Source organism: Actinomycetospora corticicola (genome assembly GCF_013409505.1).
Classification (GTDB): domain Bacteria; phylum Actinomycetota; class Actinomycetes; order Mycobacteriales; family Pseudonocardiaceae; genus Actinomycetospora; species Actinomycetospora corticicola.
Window position 1 is genome coordinate 1342625 of record NZ_JACCBN010000001.1, and the last position, 15390, is coordinate 1358014.

General features: G+C 73.1%; 16 protein-coding genes. 10 read left to right on the forward strand and 6 right to left on the reverse strand.

Annotation, left to right across the window (positions count from 1 at the left end; all coding sequences use genetic code 11):
- The first annotated feature begins 10 nt into the window (after positions 1–10).
- The 5 genes from BJ983_RS32120 (at position 11) to BJ983_RS30555 (ending at position 3683) form a co-directional block, all read left to right on the forward strand.
- Positions 11–220: a CbtB domain-containing protein gene (locus BJ983_RS32120; protein ID WP_179793063.1), complete on the forward strand. Its 210-nt coding sequence runs from the start codon at positions 11–13 to the stop codon at positions 218–220.
- Positions 220–1065, forward strand: coding sequence for a CbtA family protein (locus BJ983_RS06440; protein ID WP_179793064.1), 846 nt, complete (start codon positions 220–222; stop codon positions 1063–1065). The genes BJ983_RS32120 and BJ983_RS06440 overlap by 1 nt, the downstream gene beginning before the upstream one ends.
- A 189-nt stretch (positions 1066–1254) precedes the next feature.
- Positions 1255–1587 (forward strand): GNAT family N-acetyltransferase, encoded by a 333-nt coding sequence (locus BJ983_RS06445; protein ID WP_179793065.1) that lies wholly within the window; start codon positions 1255–1257, stop codon positions 1585–1587.
- A gap of 50 nt (positions 1588–1637) precedes the next feature.
- The gene (locus BJ983_RS06450) at positions 1638–3017 is read left to right on the forward strand and encodes an MFS transporter (protein ID WP_179793066.1); all 1380 of its coding nucleotides are present in this window, start codon (positions 1638–1640) and stop codon (positions 3015–3017) included.
- A gap of 363 nt (positions 3018–3380) precedes the next feature.
- Positions 3381–3683, forward strand: a complete 303-nt coding sequence (locus BJ983_RS30555) for a DUF1345 domain-containing protein (RefSeq protein WP_246325542.1) — start codon at positions 3381–3383, stop codon at positions 3681–3683.
- Here BJ983_RS30555 and BJ983_RS06460 read toward each other — a convergent pair whose 3' ends face one another.
- Together BJ983_RS06460 and BJ983_RS06465 are read right to left on the reverse strand one after the other, a co-directional pair.
- Complete coding sequence (locus tag BJ983_RS06460) at positions 3684–4916, reverse strand: LCP family glycopolymer transferase (protein WP_179793067.1); 1233 nt, start codon at positions 4914–4916, stop codon at positions 3684–3686.
- Positions 4917–5449: 533 nt separating this feature from the next.
- Positions 5450–6034, reverse strand: coding sequence for a DUF6542 domain-containing protein (locus tag BJ983_RS06465; RefSeq protein ID WP_179793068.1), 585 nt, complete (start codon positions 6032–6034; stop codon positions 5450–5452).
- A gap of 295 nt (positions 6035–6329) precedes the next feature.
- Between BJ983_RS06465 and BJ983_RS06470 the strand changes: the two genes are divergently transcribed.
- The gene (locus tag BJ983_RS06470; RefSeq protein WP_179793069.1) at positions 6330–7322 is read left to right on the forward strand and encodes a S1 family peptidase; all 993 of its coding nucleotides are present in this window, start codon (positions 6330–6332) and stop codon (positions 7320–7322) included.
- Here the strand turns inward: BJ983_RS06470 and BJ983_RS06475 are convergent.
- Genes BJ983_RS06475 through BJ983_RS06485 form a run of 3 tightly spaced genes read right to left on the reverse strand, consistent with a single transcriptional unit; the run spans position 7309 to position 10522 of the window.
- Positions 7309–8070, reverse strand: a complete 762-nt coding sequence (locus BJ983_RS06475; RefSeq protein WP_343053810.1) for a nucleoside phosphorylase — start codon at positions 8068–8070, stop codon at positions 7309–7311. The genes BJ983_RS06470 and BJ983_RS06475 overlap by 14 nt on opposite strands.
- Entirely contained in the window at positions 8067–9476 is a 1410-nt protein-coding gene (gene xylB / locus BJ983_RS06480) for a xylulokinase (RefSeq protein ID WP_179793070.1), read from the reverse strand. Before xylB ends, BJ983_RS06475 begins: the two co-directional genes overlap by 4 nt.
- 44 nt (positions 9477–9520) lie before the next feature.
- Positions 9521–10522, reverse strand: a complete 1002-nt coding sequence (locus tag BJ983_RS06485; protein ID WP_218890803.1) for a LacI family DNA-binding transcriptional regulator — start codon at positions 10520–10522, stop codon at positions 9521–9523.
- A 205-nt stretch (positions 10523–10727) separates the two neighbouring features.
- Between BJ983_RS06485 and BJ983_RS06490 the strand changes: the two genes are divergently transcribed.
- The 4 genes from BJ983_RS06490 to BJ983_RS06505 are packed head-to-tail and all read left to right on the forward strand — an operon-like array spanning position 10728 to position 15066.
- Positions 10728–12104 carry an ABC transporter substrate-binding protein gene (locus BJ983_RS06490; RefSeq protein ID WP_343053811.1) on the forward strand — a complete coding sequence of 459 codons (1377 nt, stop codon included), beginning with the start codon at positions 10728–10730 and terminating at the stop codon, positions 12102–12104.
- Entirely contained in the window at positions 12101–13057 is a 957-nt protein-coding gene (locus BJ983_RS06495) for a carbohydrate ABC transporter permease (protein ID WP_179793072.1), read from the forward strand. Before BJ983_RS06490 ends, BJ983_RS06495 begins: the two co-directional genes overlap by 4 nt.
- The gene (locus BJ983_RS06500) at positions 13057–13938 is read left to right on the forward strand and encodes a carbohydrate ABC transporter permease (protein ID WP_179793073.1); all 882 of its coding nucleotides are present in this window, start codon (positions 13057–13059) and stop codon (positions 13936–13938) included. Before BJ983_RS06495 ends, BJ983_RS06500 begins: the two co-directional genes overlap by 1 nt.
- A 48-nt stretch (positions 13939–13986) precedes the next feature.
- The gene (locus tag BJ983_RS06505) at positions 13987–15066 is read left to right on the forward strand and encodes an ABC transporter ATP-binding protein (protein ID WP_179793074.1); all 1080 of its coding nucleotides are present in this window, start codon (positions 13987–13989) and stop codon (positions 15064–15066) included.
- A gap of 52 nt (positions 15067–15118) precedes the next feature.
- On the opposite strand, the gene BJ983_RS06510 is transcribed toward BJ983_RS06505, so the two are convergent.
- On the reverse strand, positions 15119–15349 hold the full coding sequence (locus BJ983_RS06510; RefSeq protein WP_179793075.1) for a hypothetical protein: 231 nt from the start codon (positions 15347–15349) through the stop codon (positions 15119–15121).
- Positions 15350–15390: the final 41 nt, after the last annotated feature.

Here is a 15390-nt window from a genome sequence, read left to right on the forward strand (position 1 = left end):
GAGACCTCCCGTGACCTCTGCCGGCGCCGCCCGCGCCCGTGCCACCGCGACCACCGCGGTCGGCAACCTGCCCTCCCTGATCGGCGCCCTCGTCGTCGGGCTGCTGCTCTTCTACTTCGTCGGCTTCGACGAGGGCGCGACCTCGCTGTTCGGCAACACGATGGTCGTGCACGAGTTCGTCCACGACGCCCGCCACTTCCTGGGCTTCCCGTGCCACTGATGCACGCGAGGGCCGTCATCCCGCGGGCGGCGCTCGCGGGCGCGTCGGGCGACGTCGTCGCCTGGCTGTTCGCGCTCCTGTTCGCCGAGCCGCTGATCCAGGCCGCGATCGACTACGAGGCCGAACGAGGGGAGGCCGAGGCCGCGCTGGACGCCGCCGTCGGGATCGCGCCGCCGGAGGAGGCCCCGGAGATCTTCAGCCGGACCGTCCAGGGCGTGTGGGGCATCGGTGTGGGCATGGTGCTCGCCGGCGTCGCGCTGGGCCTGCTCTTCGCCGTGGTCTACACGCTCCTGCAAGGGAAGGTGTCGCTGCGGCCCCGGGCCCTGGCGCTCCTCGTGGCCGGGGCGGGGTTCCTGACCCTCTACGCCACGCCGTTCGTCAAGTACCCGGCGAACCCGCCGGCGGTGGGGCACGACGAGACGATCGGCGACCGGTCGGCGCTGTTCCTGGTGATGGTGGTCGGGTCGGTGGTCGCGCTCGTCGTGGCCGGGCTCGTGGTCCGGGCGCTGCGGGAGCGGCTCGGCACCTGGAACGCCGTGCTCGTCGGCGGGCTCGCCTACGTCGTGCTGGTGGGCGTGCTCATGGCCGTGCTGCCGTCGCTCGGGGAGCTGGCCGCCAACGTGGCCACGTACGGGCCGGCGGTGTCCGAGACGCCGCAGCCACTGCGCGACCCGGTCGGGCGGATCGTGTTCCCCGGCTTCGACCCGGACGTCCTGTACTCGTTCCGCGTCTACGCGTTGACGGCGCAGATCCTGCTGTGGGGCGTGCTCGGTCTGGTGTTCGGCGCCCTGGCCGAGCGGACCGTCGACCCGCGGCCCTCGGAGCGGGCACTCGAGAGCGTCTGAGGTCCGGCCCCGCCCGGCCCGCCCCGCGAGCTGCACATGGCGCAGGTTCGCGGGGTCTCTCGCCTGCCTGGTGTGAGTCTCGCGGTGGGCGCCCCGGCGCGGTCGAGCCACTGCAGCGCCAGGTACGCGAACGGGCACGCCGGATCGACATAGGGTCGCACCCCGCCAGCATGACCCAGGAGGCCGACGATGCCCGACCAGTTCGACGTCACCGACGTCCCCGAGCGCCACCGCTACGAGATCCGCGTCGGCGACCAGGTCGCCGGGTTCGCCGAGTACGCGCTGCGCTCCGACCGGCACGGCGACGGCGAGACGATCGCGTTCATCCACACGGAGGTCGACGACGCCTTCGCCGGGCAGGGCCTGGCGGGCCGGCTCGCCCGCGCGGCGCTCGACGACGCCCGCGCCCGGAAGCTCGCCGTCCTGCCGTTCTGTCCCTTCATCCGGGGCTGGATCGCGAAGCACCCCGACTACGTCGACCTGGTCCCGACCGGACGCCGGGAGCAGTTCGACCTGGCCTGACCCGAAGGCGTAGTTTCTTGCGCTCAGCACCGAGCGCAGGGAGGCGCGGCATGGCCACGGACGCCGGATCCGTCCCGACGGCGGGGGCGAGTGCCGCGCTCGAGGGCCTGCCGCTCTCGCGGTGGCACCGCACGATCGTCGTGCTCGTGGGCATCGGGTCGTTCTTCGACCTCTACGAGGTGTTCCTCGGCGGGGTACTCGCGCCGATCCTGGCGCGCGAGTTCGCGCTGGACTCGGTGGGCAAGGCGGCCGTCGTCGCGAGCGGGTTCCTCGGCATGTTCGTCGGCGCCAACGTCCTCTCGGTGGTCGCCGACCGCCTCGGGCGCAAGCGCGTCTTCCTGCTCAACCTCGTGATCTACAGCCTGTTCAGCCTGCTCGCGGCGTTCTCCCCGAACATCGAGGTGTTCCTGCTCCTCCGGTTCCTCGGAGGGATCGGGCTCGGCTGCGAGTTGGTGCTGGTCGACACCTACCTCGCCGAGTTCCTGCCCGCGAAGGTCCGCGGCCGCTACATCGCCTGGGCCTACACGGTCGGCTTCCTCGGGGTACCCGTCGCGGCGCTGCTCGGCGGCAAGCTCGTCGCGGCGCAGGAGATCGCGGGGATCGACGGCTGGCGCTGGCTGCTGGTCGCCGGCGCGCTCGGGGCGCTGTTCGTGATCGTCATGCGCCGCGTCCTGCCCGAGTCGCCGCGCTGGTTGGAGTCCCGCGGCCGGTACGCGGAGGCCGAGGCGACCGTGCGGGACATCGCGACGAGGGCCGGGGCCCCGACGGCGGTCGACGACCTCCCCCCGCGCGCCGCCGCCCCGCAGCAGGGCCAGGAGCGCACCACCACCGAGGTCCTGCGGATCGCGTTCCGCGACTACCGCAACCGGACGGTGATGCTCCTGATCTTCCAGGTGCTCCAGACCGTCGGCTACTACGGGTTCGGCACCCTCGCGCCGCTGGTGCTGGTGTCCAAGGGCTTCGAGATCACCGAGTCCCTCGGCTACGCCGCCCTCAGCTTCGCCGGCTACCCGCTCGGCTCGCTGCTCTCGGTGCCCCTGGTGGAACGCTTCGAGCGCAAGTACCTGATCATCGCCTCCGCGCTCTCGATCGCGGTGTTCGGCATCGTCTTCGCGGCGGCGGCGGCGCCCTGGCTCATCGTGCTCGCGGGCTTCCTGCTCACGACGGCGAGCAACGTCTTCTCGAACTCGTTCCACATCTACCAGGCCGAGATCTTCCCGACGGCGATCCGCTCCACCGCCTCCGGCGTCGCCTACTCGCTCTCCCGCGGCACCTCGGTGGTGCTGCCGTTCATCGCCGTCCCCCTGCTCGCGACAGCGGGCCCGGTGTGGGTCTTCGGCGGCTCGGCGGTGCTCATCGTGCTGCTCTGTCTCGACGTCGGGCTCCTCGGACCCCTCACGACCGGCCGCGCCCTGGAAGAGGTTCACTGACCCGCGTGACCCCGACCCTCCCCGCCTGGCGGCGGGCCACCACCGGCGAGCAGCGCTGGCCGGTGGCCGTGGCGATCCTCGTCGTCGCGGGACTGCAGTTGACCCTTCCCGACGAGGTGGTGATCGGCTCCTCGTGGCTGCTGCCGGTCCTCGAGATCGCGGTGCTCGCGGTCCTGCTGGTCGCCAACCGGTTCGAGGCCGAGCCGGTCTGGCGGCGCCGGGTGAGCCTCGTGCTGACGGCGATGATCAGCGTGGCGAACGGCTTCTCCGCGGTCCGGCTCGTGTACCACCTCGTCGAGGGGCGCGGCGGGGTTCGACCCCGGCACCCTGCTCGCGACCGGCGCCGCGATCTGGGCGACCAACGTGATCGGCTTCGCCCTCTGGTACTGGCAGTTCGACCGGGGCGGCCCCTCCGTGCGGGCGTGCGGGGAGCGGTCGCTGCCCGACTTCTGGTTCCCGCAGATGCAGTCGGCCGACCTCGACCCCGAGTGGGAGCCGCACTTCGTCGACTACCTGTACGTCTCCTTCACCAACGCCACCGCCTTCAGCCCGACCGACACCATGCCGCTGTCGCGCTGGGCCAAGCTCACGATGCTCGTGCAGTCCGCGGTCTCGCTCGCGACCGTCGCCCTGGTGGTGGCGCGGGCGGTCAACGTCCTGAAGTGATCAGTTGACGCAGGGCACCGTCGGGGCGGCGGTCCCGGCGTCCTCGGAGGGCACCGCGGGGGCGGCGCTGGTCTTCGGGGCCGCGCTGCCGGGGGAGGAGCCCCCGGTGTTCGATCCGCCCGAGGTCCCCGCCGACGAACCGCTCGCCTTCGGCGCCGTCGTCGTCGCGCCGGCGTCGGAGATCGTGTCCGAGATGTACTTCTGCACCGCCGTCGGGTCGACCTTGACCGCCTCGCCGTCCTCGGCGGTGTCGTAGGAGGCGTTCACGATCGGGATCGTGTGGAAGCCGATCGACCCCGAGCTCACCCCCTGGACCTGCGCGGCGAGGTCGAGGACGTCGAGCTGGCGGTCGACCGTGACCGCCTTGTCCACCGCGTCGATGAGGGCGTTGCGCTTCGTCGAGTCGGTGATCGTGTCCGAGGACAGGACCGTGCGCGCCATGCTGGCGAGGAAGACCTGCTGACGGCGCGCGCGGTCGAGGTCACCGCCGGGCAGGCCGTGGCGCTGCCGGACGAAGGCCAGAGCCTGTGGCCCGGACACCGTCGTCTGCCCGGCCGGGAACTTCGCCCCGGAGAACGAGTCGTTCACGGCCTTGTTCAGGCAGACCGGAACGCCGCCCACCGCCTCGCTGATCTGCGCGAACCCGGCGAGGTTGACCGCGGCGAAGTGGGTGATGGTGAGGCCGGTGAGGCCCTCCACGGCGCCGATCGTGGTCCGCGCGCCGGCGGCCCCCGCCTGCACGGCGAGGGCGTTGCCCTGCACGCCGTCCTTGGACAGGTCCTGGCGCGCTGCGTTCGAGCCGTAGCTGTACGCCGAGTTGATCTTGTGCGTGCCGAACCCGCCCGTGACGTCGACGTAGGAGTCGCGCGGGATCGAGAACCCGGTGGCGGGACCGCCGCCCCCGGGGATGTGCAGCACGATGATCGTGTCGGTCGAGTCGCCGCCGGAGTCGCCCGCGCCGGCGTTCAGGGAGGCCAGGACGTCCTTGGGCAACGGGTTGCCGAACGAGTCGGTGCGTGTGTCCAGCCCCACCAGCAGGATGTTCTGGTCGGTGCCGAAGATCGACCCGAACGACGTCGAGATGACGTCCACCCGCGACAGCCCGGAGTCGAAGGTGCGCGCGGCCAGCACCGTCCCCCCGGAGAGCACGAGGACGAGCACGGAGGCGGCGGCCAGCACCAGGAGCAGCACGCGGGTGGTGGCGAACGTCCGGACGCGCTCGAGGAGCGCCACGCCGCCGGACCGTCCCGACGACGGGGCGTCCCCGACCCCGTCACGGCCGTCCGGGCCGTCGGGGAGGGGCGAGGGAGCGACGCGGGTCGGGGTCGGGGCAGGGCGTCGGCCGCCGGCGGGCGGACCGGGCGGCGGACCTGCGGGCGATCCAGGTGGCGGGCCGGACGGGCCGCGACCCCCCGGACGCGCTGCACCCGGTCGGGGCGCACCCGGTCCCGGCGAACCCGGTCCCGGCGAACCCGGTCCCGGTGCGGGTCGCGCCGAGGGGCCCGGCCCGGGCGACGGCGCTGCGGGTCGGCCGGGCGCTCCGGCGGGCGGTGGGCCGGCGGGTGACGGTCCGGCGGGCGACGGTCCGGCGGGCGACGGTCCGGCGGGCGACGGTCCGGCGGGTGACGGTCCGGCGGGTGACGGGCCGGCCGGACGCGGGGGACCGGGTCGCGGGGCACCTGCGGGCGGCGGCGCGGGCTTCGGGTCGGGGCGGGTGTCGCGGCGGCCGGGCATCCGGAATCCACCGGGGCGATCTGAATCCGCCATCACGCGTTCCTCACATCGCGTACGGCGCCCAGGACGGAGAATCCGGGATTGGCCTCGCGGAATCGCAGGAATCCGAGGAGCACACTGCCGACGAGTGCGACGAGCATCCACCAGAACAATTGTGCGAGCGGCGCGAACACGCCCAGCACGAACAGGGTGGTGCTCGTCGTGTCCCCCCGGACGATCGACGCGACGACCAGCCCGAGGAAGGCGACGACGGGGGGTTGGAGGGCGGGGACGAGCACGCCGTCGACGCGGACGGCGCACACCGCGAGCAGGGACACCACGAGGTAGCCGACCGGGAAGAGCAGCCCGAGGATGCCGCCCCGCAGACCCAGCAGCCAGGCCAGCAGCGCCGTGACCACCAGCGACGCCGCGACGACGAGCGGCCACGGGAAGCCGGGCCCGACGGCGAAGCGCCCGGCCTGGCGGGGCCGGACGTCACGGGGCGGGCGCTCGGCCCCGGGGCGCCCGCCCGGGCGGGGGCCGGGACGGCTGCGGGAGGACCCGGTCGACCACCGTGACGGCGCCGACGGCCGTGGAGCCCCTCCACCGCCGGGTCGCGGATCCCAGCGGTCGGCCACGGCGCCACGATAGCCGAGGGCCCCGACCGGGCCTCGCCCGCCGTCGGGAAGTGTGTGCCGGAAGGCGACGCACAATCGCGGGGACAGAGGATCCGATTCCGGCGCAATTCCGGCGGGACCGCGGTGCGGCGCCACCCGACCGGGCGACGACCCCGGGCGTCGGCGGCAGGACGGACGTAGGGTCACCCACGCCGGTGATTAGGCCGTACGGAGTAACGGCGGGATCGCGCGAGTCGATACACCCGGTACACGACTGCTCACCGTCCGTGCCCTCGGCACCACCCGGAGGACTCGCGTGCCCCTCATCCACCTGCTCACCCGCCGCGTCGGCGCCGCCGTGGCCCTGGCCCTCGTCGCCGTCCTGGCGCTCGCCGTCCCGGCCCTCGCGCAGACGCCCACGCCACCACCCCTGCCGTCGGGACCGGGGTCGACGAACCGGCCGACGCCGGTCGAGGCCCGCGCCGGACAGGCGGCGAAGCAACGGATGGACGAGCGGCGCGGCCGGGCGCCGGCCAACGTCACGGCCTGGTTCGTGGATCCTGCGACCAACCAGACCGTCGTCGCCGTCGTCGGTCCCGTCACGAAGGCCGCGACCGACTTCGCCGCGGACGAGAACCCGGCCGCCGTCCGCGTGCAGCCGATGTCCGCGCCGATCCGGCCCCTCGCGGCCGCGCCGCTGGTCGGTGGCAGTGCGATCACCACGGTGACCAGCACGACGACCTCCGGCGGCGTCACCACGCGCAGCGGTCTGCGCTGCTCGGACGGCTTCTCGGCCCGCCGGGGCACGACGACCTACCTGCTGACCGCGGGGCACTGCACGCGGAACACCTCGACCTGGTCCGGACCGAACGGGCAGGCGATCGGCCCGGTGAGCCGGACGGCGTGGCCGACCGCCGACTACGGCGTCATCCAGGTGACCAACACGGCGGCCTGGCGGGGCAGCGGGCAGGTCGCGGGCGGTCCCACGGTCACCGGTGCCACCGAGGCCCCCGTCGGGACCCGGGTGTGCCGGTCCGGCTCGACGTCGGGCTACCACTGCGGCGTGATCCAGGCGAAGAACGTCACCGTGAACTACGGCGGCGGCGTCACCGTGCAGGGCCTGACCCAGACCAGCGCGTGCGCCGAGTCCGGCGACTCCGGCGGGTCGTTCCTCGCGCCCGCGACCGCTCAGGCCCAGGGCCTGCTCTCGGGCGGCAGCGGCGACTGCACCACGGGCGGGACGAGCTACTTCCAGCCGCTGCGGCCGGTGCTGAACGCGCTGGGACTGACCCTGGTCACCGGGAGCTGACGAGCACGTCGACGAGCGCCGCCCGGGCCTGGGCGGCGGTCGTCCACCGGCGGCTGTCCCACTGCTCGCCGGCCAGGGAGTCGCCCGCGAACAGCACCTGGGAGAACGTCACCCCGCGGAAGCGGGCCACCGCGATGAGCGCGGAGGCCTCCATCTCGACGGTGAGGCAGTCCTCCGCGCGGCGTCGGTCGGTGCGCGTGCGGGTCTCGCGGTAGACCGCGTCGGTGGTCCACGTGCGGCCGACCGTGTGCGCGACGTCCGCCGCGTGCAGGGCCGCGACCAGCGCCTCGACGCCGGCCGGGTCGGCCTCGACGACCCGGCCGGGCGCCAGGTAGTGGAACGAGGTGCCCTCGTCGCGCAGGGCCGAGGAGACCACCACCGCGTGCCCGAGGACGAGGTCGGGCACGAGGACCCCGGCGCCGCCGACGGCGGTGAACCGACGGCCGCCGAGCACGATCAGCTCCTCGAGGGTCACCGCGGCCATCGGCGCACCGACGCCCGGGTGGGCCACGGCGACGACCCGGCCGTCGGGCAGCGGCACGCCGAGCACGGCGGACCGTCCGTTCTCGGAGTGCAGGGTCGCGATCTCCGGGTGCTGCTCCGCCAGCGCGGTCATCACCTCGGGGAAGAAGCACAGGACGACGTTGGGCGGCACGTCGCCCCGCGTGCGCATGGCGCCCGGCGCGATGATGCCGTCCTGGTCGAGGTCGTCCTCGGCGAGGGGAAGGGCGAGGGGGAGGTCGCTCACCCGGCGATCTTCGCGTAGGCCGCCCGCACGTGGCGGGCCGCGTCGCGGTCGGCGTCGGTGGCCTCCACCACGGTGTCGCGTCCGATCCGCCAGTCCGGCTCGTCCCCGGTCAGCGCCCACGCCGCCTGCCGCGCCGCCCCCAGCGCCACGTACTCGGCCGGCGCCAGCACCTCGACGTCGAGCCCGAACACCGCCGGGGCGATCGTCGCGACCGCCCGCGACCGGCTGCCACCCCCGATCAGCAGGACGCGCGAGCCCTCGACCCCGACGTCGGCCAGCGCCTCCACCCCGGCGGCGAGACCGCAGAGCATCCCCTCGACGACGGCGCGGGCGAGGTTCTCCCGGGTGCCGTTCGCGATGGTCAGGCCGCCGACCGTGCCCGTGGCGTCCGGCCGGTCCGGGGTCCGCTCGCCCTCGAGGTAGGGCACGAGCACCAGCCCCCCGGCGCCGGGTTCCGCAGACAGGGCCAGTTCGTCGAAGCCGTCCGGGTCCACGCCGAGCAGGGTCGCGCCGACCCCGAGCACGCGCGCGGCATTGAGGGTGCACACCAACGGCAGGTAGCGGCCGCGCGCGTCGGCGAAGCCGGCCACCAGTCCCGAGGGGTCGGCGGTCGGGCGGTCGGCGGCGACGAAGACGGTGCCGGAGGTGCCGAGCGAGACGATCAGCTCGCCCGGCGCGGTGCCGATCGCGAGCGCGGCCCCCATGTTGTCGCCGGTGCCGGGGGCGACCACCGCGCCGGGGACCGGGCCGTGCTCGTGGCCCCGTCCCACCGCCTCACCCGGGGTGGCCACGCGGGGCACGTCGAGCGTCCGGCCGAAGGCGAGTTCCAGCAGGTCGGGGCGGTAGTCCTCGGTGTGCGGCGACCAGTAGCCGGTGCCCGAGGCGTCGCCCCGGTCGGTCGTCGGGTCGGCCCCGGCCCGGGCCCCGCCGCGCAGGCGCCAGGTGAGCCAGTCGTGGGGGAGCATGACCGACCGGGCCCGCTCGGCGTTCGCCGGCTCCGCCCGCGCGGTCCAGCGCAGCTTCGTCGCCGTGATGCTCGCGACCGGCACCGTGCCGACGGCGTCGGCCCACGCCCCGGGGCCGCCCAGTTCCTCGACCAGGTCGTGGGCGGCGTCGGCCGAGCGCGTGTCGTTCCACAGCAGCGCGTCGCGCACCGGCTCGCCGCGCGCGTCGCACAGCACCATCCCGTGCTGCTGGCCGGCGACGGCGATCGCGCCGACGTCGTCGGTACCGACCTCGGAGAGCGCGTCGCACAGCGCCGTCCACCACGCGCGCGGGTCGACCTCGGTGCCCTCCGGGTGGGCCCGGCGGGCCTCCCGGACGACCGACCCGTCGTCGGGATCGACGACGACGACCTTGGTGGCCTGGGTGGAGGAGTCGACCCCTGCGACGTAGGTGGTGGGCATGCGCCCATGTGAGCACTAAGTGGCGCTATAGCACCACTTTCTGCTCACCTGGCGCAGCCACACGACTCACGCACCACGAACGACGGCGGGAGGCGCAGCACCTCCAGCGGGGCCTCCGGCTGGGACCGGCGGCGCAGGAGCAGGCGCACCGCCTCGCTGGCGATCCGGTCGAACGGCTGCGCCATCACCGTGAGCCGCGGGGAGAACAGGTCGGCCCACGCGAAGTCGTCGAAGGCGACCACCGCGACGTCGTCGGGCACCCGCGCCCCGGCGTCGCGCAGGGCGGCGATGACGCCGATCGTCATGCTGTTGTTCCCGACGACGACGGCCGTGGGCGGCTCGGGCAGCGCCAGCAGGCGGGTCATGGCGGCGCGCGCGGGCTCGGTGGCCGACTCGCCGGAGACCTCCAGGGCGGGGTCGCGCGGGACCCCCGCATCGTCGAGCGCCCGACCGAACCCGGCGCAGCGCTCCTCCGTCGTCGTGAGGCCGTCGAGTCCCGCCACCAGCGCGATGCGGGTGTGGCCGTGCTCGACGAGGTGGCGGGTGAGGGTCGCGGTCGCGTCGTGGTTCTCGCTGCCGACCTGGTCCAGCGCGGCGGCGCGACCCTCGGTGCTCAGGCGGTCGAGCAGCACCGTGGGCACCTCGTGGCGGGCGAGGTACTCCAGGGCCTCCGCCGGCCGGGCGGACGGCGCCAGTACGACGCCGTCGACGCGGTGGTGGTGCAGCCGGGCGACGACGGTGCGCTCGTAGTCCGGGTCCTCGTGCGGGTCGACGAGCAGCAACGTGTAGCCGGCCGCGGCCGCGGCGGACTCCGCGGAGGAGAGCAGGTCCCCGAAGTAGGGGTTGGAGATGGCGGAGATGACCAGCCCGAGGGTGGTGGTGCGGTTCGTCGCCAGCGAGCGGGCCACGGTGTTCGGCGTGTAGGCCGTCTCCTCGACCGCGGCGAGGACCGCGGCACGGGTGTCGGCGCTGACCGCACGCGTGTTGTTGAGGACGTGCGAGACGGTGGCCGTCGAGACGCCGGCACGCCGTGCGACGTCCGCCATCGTGGTCACTCGTTGGACCTCCGTCCGCCGCCGCCGTTGCCGTCCGCATGATGCCCGGTGCCGGGCGCCGGGGGGAGCAGTGAATTCCGACGACGGTCCGAGATGTACCGGTCAAGCGCTTGCGTCCGCACACACCGGGGTCCTACGGTCGCCCGACGTGACGTCGGGGTGAACCACGTCACTGCCGAGCGGGACGGAGCGGGGCGTGCGGGGACCGACGGGACGACGACCGCGGCGGCGCCCCGCGCTGGCGCTGCTCACGACGGCGCTGCTCGCGCTCGTCGCGGGATGTTCGGGTGCGGGGGCCCTCGGCGCGGCCGACGGCGTGGAGACCGTGACGGTCGCGATCGTCTCCAACCCGCAGATGGAGGACGCGATCACGCTCTCGCCCGAGTTCGAGCGGGAGAACCCCGGCATCCGCCTGCGGTTCGTGACGCTCTCGGAGAACGAGGCCCGCGCCAAGATCACCGCGTCCGTGGCGACCGGCGGCGGCGAGTTCGACGTCGTCATGATCTCGAACTACGAGACGCCGCAGTGGGCGCAGAACGGCTGGCTCACCGACCTCGAGCCGCTGATGGCGCAGACGCCCGGCTACGACCGCGCCGACTTCCTGCCCACGGTCCGCGACGCGCTCTCCTACGAGGGCCGGATGTACTCGGTGCCGTTCTACGCCGAGTCCTCGTTCCTCATGTACCGCACCGACCTCTTCGCCCAGGCCGGCCTGACGATGCCGCCACAGCCGACCTGGCCGCAGGTCGCCGACGCCGCCGCCCGGCTCGACGACCGGCAGCGCGGCGGGAACACCGCCGGCATCTGCCTGCGCGGCAAGCCCGGCTGGGGCGAGATGATGGCGCCGTTCAACACCGTGGTGAACACCTTCGGCGGCCGCTGGTACGACCCGCAGTGGAACGCCCAGCTGACCAGCCCGCAGTTCGAGCAGGCCACGCAGTTCTACGTCGACCTGGCGCGGGCGCACGGCATCGCCGGCGGCTCGCAGGCCGGGTTCTCCGAGTGCGGCACCGCGTTCAGCCAGGGCAACGTCGCCATGTGGTACGACTCGACCTCCGCGGCCGGGACCGTCGTCAACCCGGAGGACTCGCGGGTGGTGGGCAAGGTCGGGTTCGTCCCGGCGCCCGTCGTCGCGACCCCCAGCTCGGGCTGGCTGTACTCCTGGTCGCTCGCGATCCCGAAGACCTCGCCGCGGGTCGACGCCGCCTGGAAGTTCATGAGCTGGATGACGTCCAAGCAGTACATCCAGCGCGTGGGCACCGAGCTCGGGTGGGAGTCCGCGCCGCCCGGATCGCGCACCTCGACCTACGACAACCCGCAGTACCAGCAGGCCGCGGGCGCCTTCGCCAACACGGTCCGCGACGCGATCGTGCGCGCCAACCCGCAGCAGCCGACGGTGGAGCCGGTGCCCTACCAGGGCGTGCAGTTCCTGCGCATCCCCGAGTTCCAGGACCTCGGCACCCGGGTGAGTCAGCAGCTGTCCGCCGCGATCGCCGGGCAGATCACGCCCGCCGAGGCGCTCGAGCAGTCCCAGGAGTACGCGACGACGGTGGGGGAGAGCTACCAGCGATGACGTCCACACTCGAGCGTCCCGCGGCCCCCTCCGGGCCACCGCCGGCCCCGGGCCAGACCCCGACCCGGTCGGCGCGCGCGGAGGGGTGGGTCCGGCGGGCCCCGCTGCTGCCCGCCCTGATCTTCACGATCATCGTCACGCAGATCCCGTTCCTGCTGACGATCTTCTACTCGCTCCAGTCGTGGAACCTCGTGCGGCCGGGCTCCCAGCAGTGGGTCTGGTTCGACAACTACGTCAGCGTCTTCCAGGACTCGCAGTTCCGCGGCGTCGCGCTCAACACGGTGATCATGACCCTCGGGTCGGTGCTCATCGCGGTCGTGCTCGGCCTGGTGCTCGCCCTGCTGCTCAACCGGCACTTCATCGGCCGCGGCGTGGTGCGCACCCTGCTGGTGACCCCGTTCCTCATCACCCCGGTCGCGGCGGCGCTGCTCTGGAAGACGACGCTGCTCGACCCGACCTACGGCCTGATCAACTTCGTCCTCTCGCCGTTCGGGGTCGGCGAGGAGGCGTGGATCTCGGACTTCCCGCTCGCCTCGGTGATGGTCGCCCTGATCTGGCAGTGGACGCCGTTCATGATGCTGCTGCTGCTCGCCGGCCTGCAGTCGATGCCGACCGACCAGATCGAGGCCGCGCGCATGGACGGCGCGGGCGCCTGGGCGATCTTCCGCGAACTGACGCTGCCGCACCTGCGCCGCTTCATCGAGCTGGGCACGGTGCTCGGCGCGATCTACCTGGTGAACACCTTCGACGCGGTCTACATGATCACGCAGGGCGGGCCGGGGACGGCCTCGGCGAACCTGCCGTTCTACATCTACCAGCGGGCGTTCCTCGGCTTCGACATCGGCCAGTCGGCCGCCATGGGCGTCGTCGTCGTGGTCATGACGATCATCGTGGCGACCTTCGCGCTGCGCCTGGTCTTCCGGAGCTTCGGCGCCGCCGAGGGGAGCAACTGATGGCCACCACCACGGAGCGCCAGCCGGCCACCGCCGCCCCGGCCCCGGCCGAGCGCGAGCCCCGTCGGTCCTCGCGGACCGGCCCCGTCCTCCTGACGACGCTGACCTGGATCCTCGGCATCGGGTTCTTCTTCCCGGTGCTGTGGATGATCCTCACGGCGTTCAAGACCGAGGGCGACGCCCAGTCGAGCCCGCCGACCTTCGTCTTCACGCCGACCTTCGAGCAGTTCCGCACGGTGTTCGACGCCGGGATCGGGCCCTACCTCGCGAACTCGCTCGGCGCGACCGTGATCTCGACGGTCCTGGTGCTGCTCCTCGCCACGCCCGCGGCGTTCGCGCTCTCGATGCGGCCGGTGGAGAAGACGCAGGACGTCCTGTTCTTCTTCATCTCGACGAAGATGCTGCCGGTCGTCGCGGCGATCGTGCCGATCTACGTCGTGGTCAACAACGTCGGGCTGCTCGACAACATCTGGACCCTGATCGTCCTCTACACCGCGATGAACCTGCCGATCGCGGTGTGGATGATGCGCTCGTTCTTCCTCGAGGTGCCGAGCGAACTGCTCGAGGCGGCCTCGATGGACGGCGCGTCGCTGGCGCGGACGCTGCGCGAGGTGGTCCTGCCGATCATCTCGCCCGGCATCTTCGCGACCGCGCTGATCTGCGTGATCTTCTCGTGGAACGAGTTCTTCTTCGCGGTCAACCTGACCTCGGCCAACGCGGGCACGATGCCGACGTTCCTCGTCCAGTTCGTGACCTCGCAGGGCCTCTATTTCGCGCAGCTGTCCGCAGCCGCGACCCTGGCCGCCCTCCCGGTGATCCTCGCCGGGTGGGTGGCGCAGAACAAGCTGGTGCAGGGTCTGTCGTTCGGCGCGGTCAAGTGAACGGACACGTAGCGCAGCGGAGCTGGACCATCTAAGGGGATCAAGGACATGGCCGAAGTGGTGTTCGACCAGGCGTCGCGGATCTACACGCCGGGCGCGACGCCCGCCGTCGACCAGCTGAGCCTGACCGTGGACGACGGCGAGCTCGTGGTGCTCGTCGGTCCGTCGGGTTCCGGGAAGTCGACGGCGCTGCGCATGCTCGCGGGCCTCGAGCCGATCGACGCGGGCAGCCTGCGCATCGACGGGCGGGACGTGGTGGACGTGGCGTCGAAGGACCGGGACATCGCGATGGTGTTCCAGAGCTACGCGCTCTACCCGTCCAAGACGGTCCGCGACAACATGGCCTTCCCGCTGAAGATGCGCGGGATGGACAAGGACGAGCAGGCGAAGCGGGTGAACGACGCGGCCGAGATCCTCGGGCTCACCGAGTACCTCGACCGCAAGCCCAAGGCGCTCTCCGGCGGGCAGCGGCAGCGCGTGGCCATGGGCCGCGCGATCGTCCGTGAGCCGCAGGTGTTCCTCATGGACGAGCCGCTGTCCAACCTCGACGCGAAGATGCGCGTGCAGACCCGCGCGCAGATCGCCGGGCTGCAGAACCGGCTCGACGTCACCACCGTCTACGTCACCCACGACCAGGTCGAGGCGATGACGATGGGCGACCGGGTCGCGGTGCTGCGCGACGGGAAGCTGCAGCAGTACGCCACGCCGTCCGAGCTCTACGACCGTCCGGTCAACGCGTTCGTCGCCGGTTTCATCGGCTCGCCGGCGATGAACCTGCTCGACCTGCGGCGCGCCGGCAACGGGGTGACGCTCGGCGGCGTCGAGGTCCCCCTGACCCGCGAGGTGCGGGACGCCGCGGGCGACGGGTCGAGCGTGACGGTCGGCGTGCGCCCGGAGGACCTGGCGCTCACCGACGGCGACGGCGTCAAGGCGGTCATCGACGTCGTCGAGGAGCTCGGCAGCGAGTCCTACCTCTACGCCCACCTCGCCGAGGACGAGTCGACGACGCTGGTGGTGCGGGGTCCGGGCCGGACGAAGGTCCGCTACGGCGAGACGATCGCGGTGCGGATCGACCCGGACGCCGTGCACGCCTTCGACGCGTCCTCGGGAGAGCGGCTCGCCTCCTGATCGATGTCCCGACGACGGGGGCTGCGCGCCCCGTCGTCGGGAAGGAGATCGATCAGCCGTGCAGGTCGGTCCACTGCACGGACACGCCGCTGCGGTGGTGCTCGAGGCGCCGCAGCCGACGGCGGGCCTCGTGGGTGAGCCCGTCGATGCGGTCGAGCAGGTGGCTCAGCTCGGCGGTCTCGGAGTCGATGAGCGCCTCGCGGGCCTGCTCGTCCTCGAACGCGCGCGGGGCGGGGCTGCTGACGAACGGTGCGTGCTCGGTGGCGGCGTCGAAGACGGCCACGGCTTCTCCTTCACGGGTTGCGCTGCAGGGTCGGGGCCGGC

Bases quoted from the DNA above. Each gene is read 5' to 3' on its own strand.
- BJ983_RS06440 (WP_179793064.1), top strand. From the start codon at position 220: ATGCACGCGAGGGCCGTCATCCCGCGGGCGGCGCTCGCGGGCGCGTCG.
- BJ983_RS06450 (WP_179793066.1), top strand. From the start codon at position 1,638: ATGGCCACGGACGCCGGATCCGTCCCGACGGCGGGGGCGAGTGCCGCG.
- BJ983_RS06500 (WP_179793073.1), top strand. From the start codon at position 13,057: ATGGCCACCACCACGGAGCGCCAGCCGGCCACCGCCGCCCCGGCCCCG.
- xylB (WP_179793070.1), bottom strand. From the start codon at position 9,476: ATGCCCACCACCTACGTCGCAGGGGTCGACTCCTCCACCCAGGCCACC.
- BJ983_RS06505 (WP_179793074.1), top strand. From the start codon at position 13,987: ATGGCCGAAGTGGTGTTCGACCAGGCGTCGCGGATCTACACGCCGGGC.
- BJ983_RS06485 (WP_218890803.1), bottom strand. From the start codon at position 10,522: ATGGCGGACGTCGCACGGCGTGCCGGCGTCTCGACGGCCACCGTCTCG.
- BJ983_RS06445 (WP_179793065.1), top strand. From the start codon at position 1,255: ATGCCCGACCAGTTCGACGTCACCGACGTCCCCGAGCGCCACCGCTAC.
- BJ983_RS06495 (WP_179793072.1), top strand. From the start codon at position 12,101: ATGACGTCCACACTCGAGCGTCCCGCGGCCCCCTCCGGGCCACCGCCG.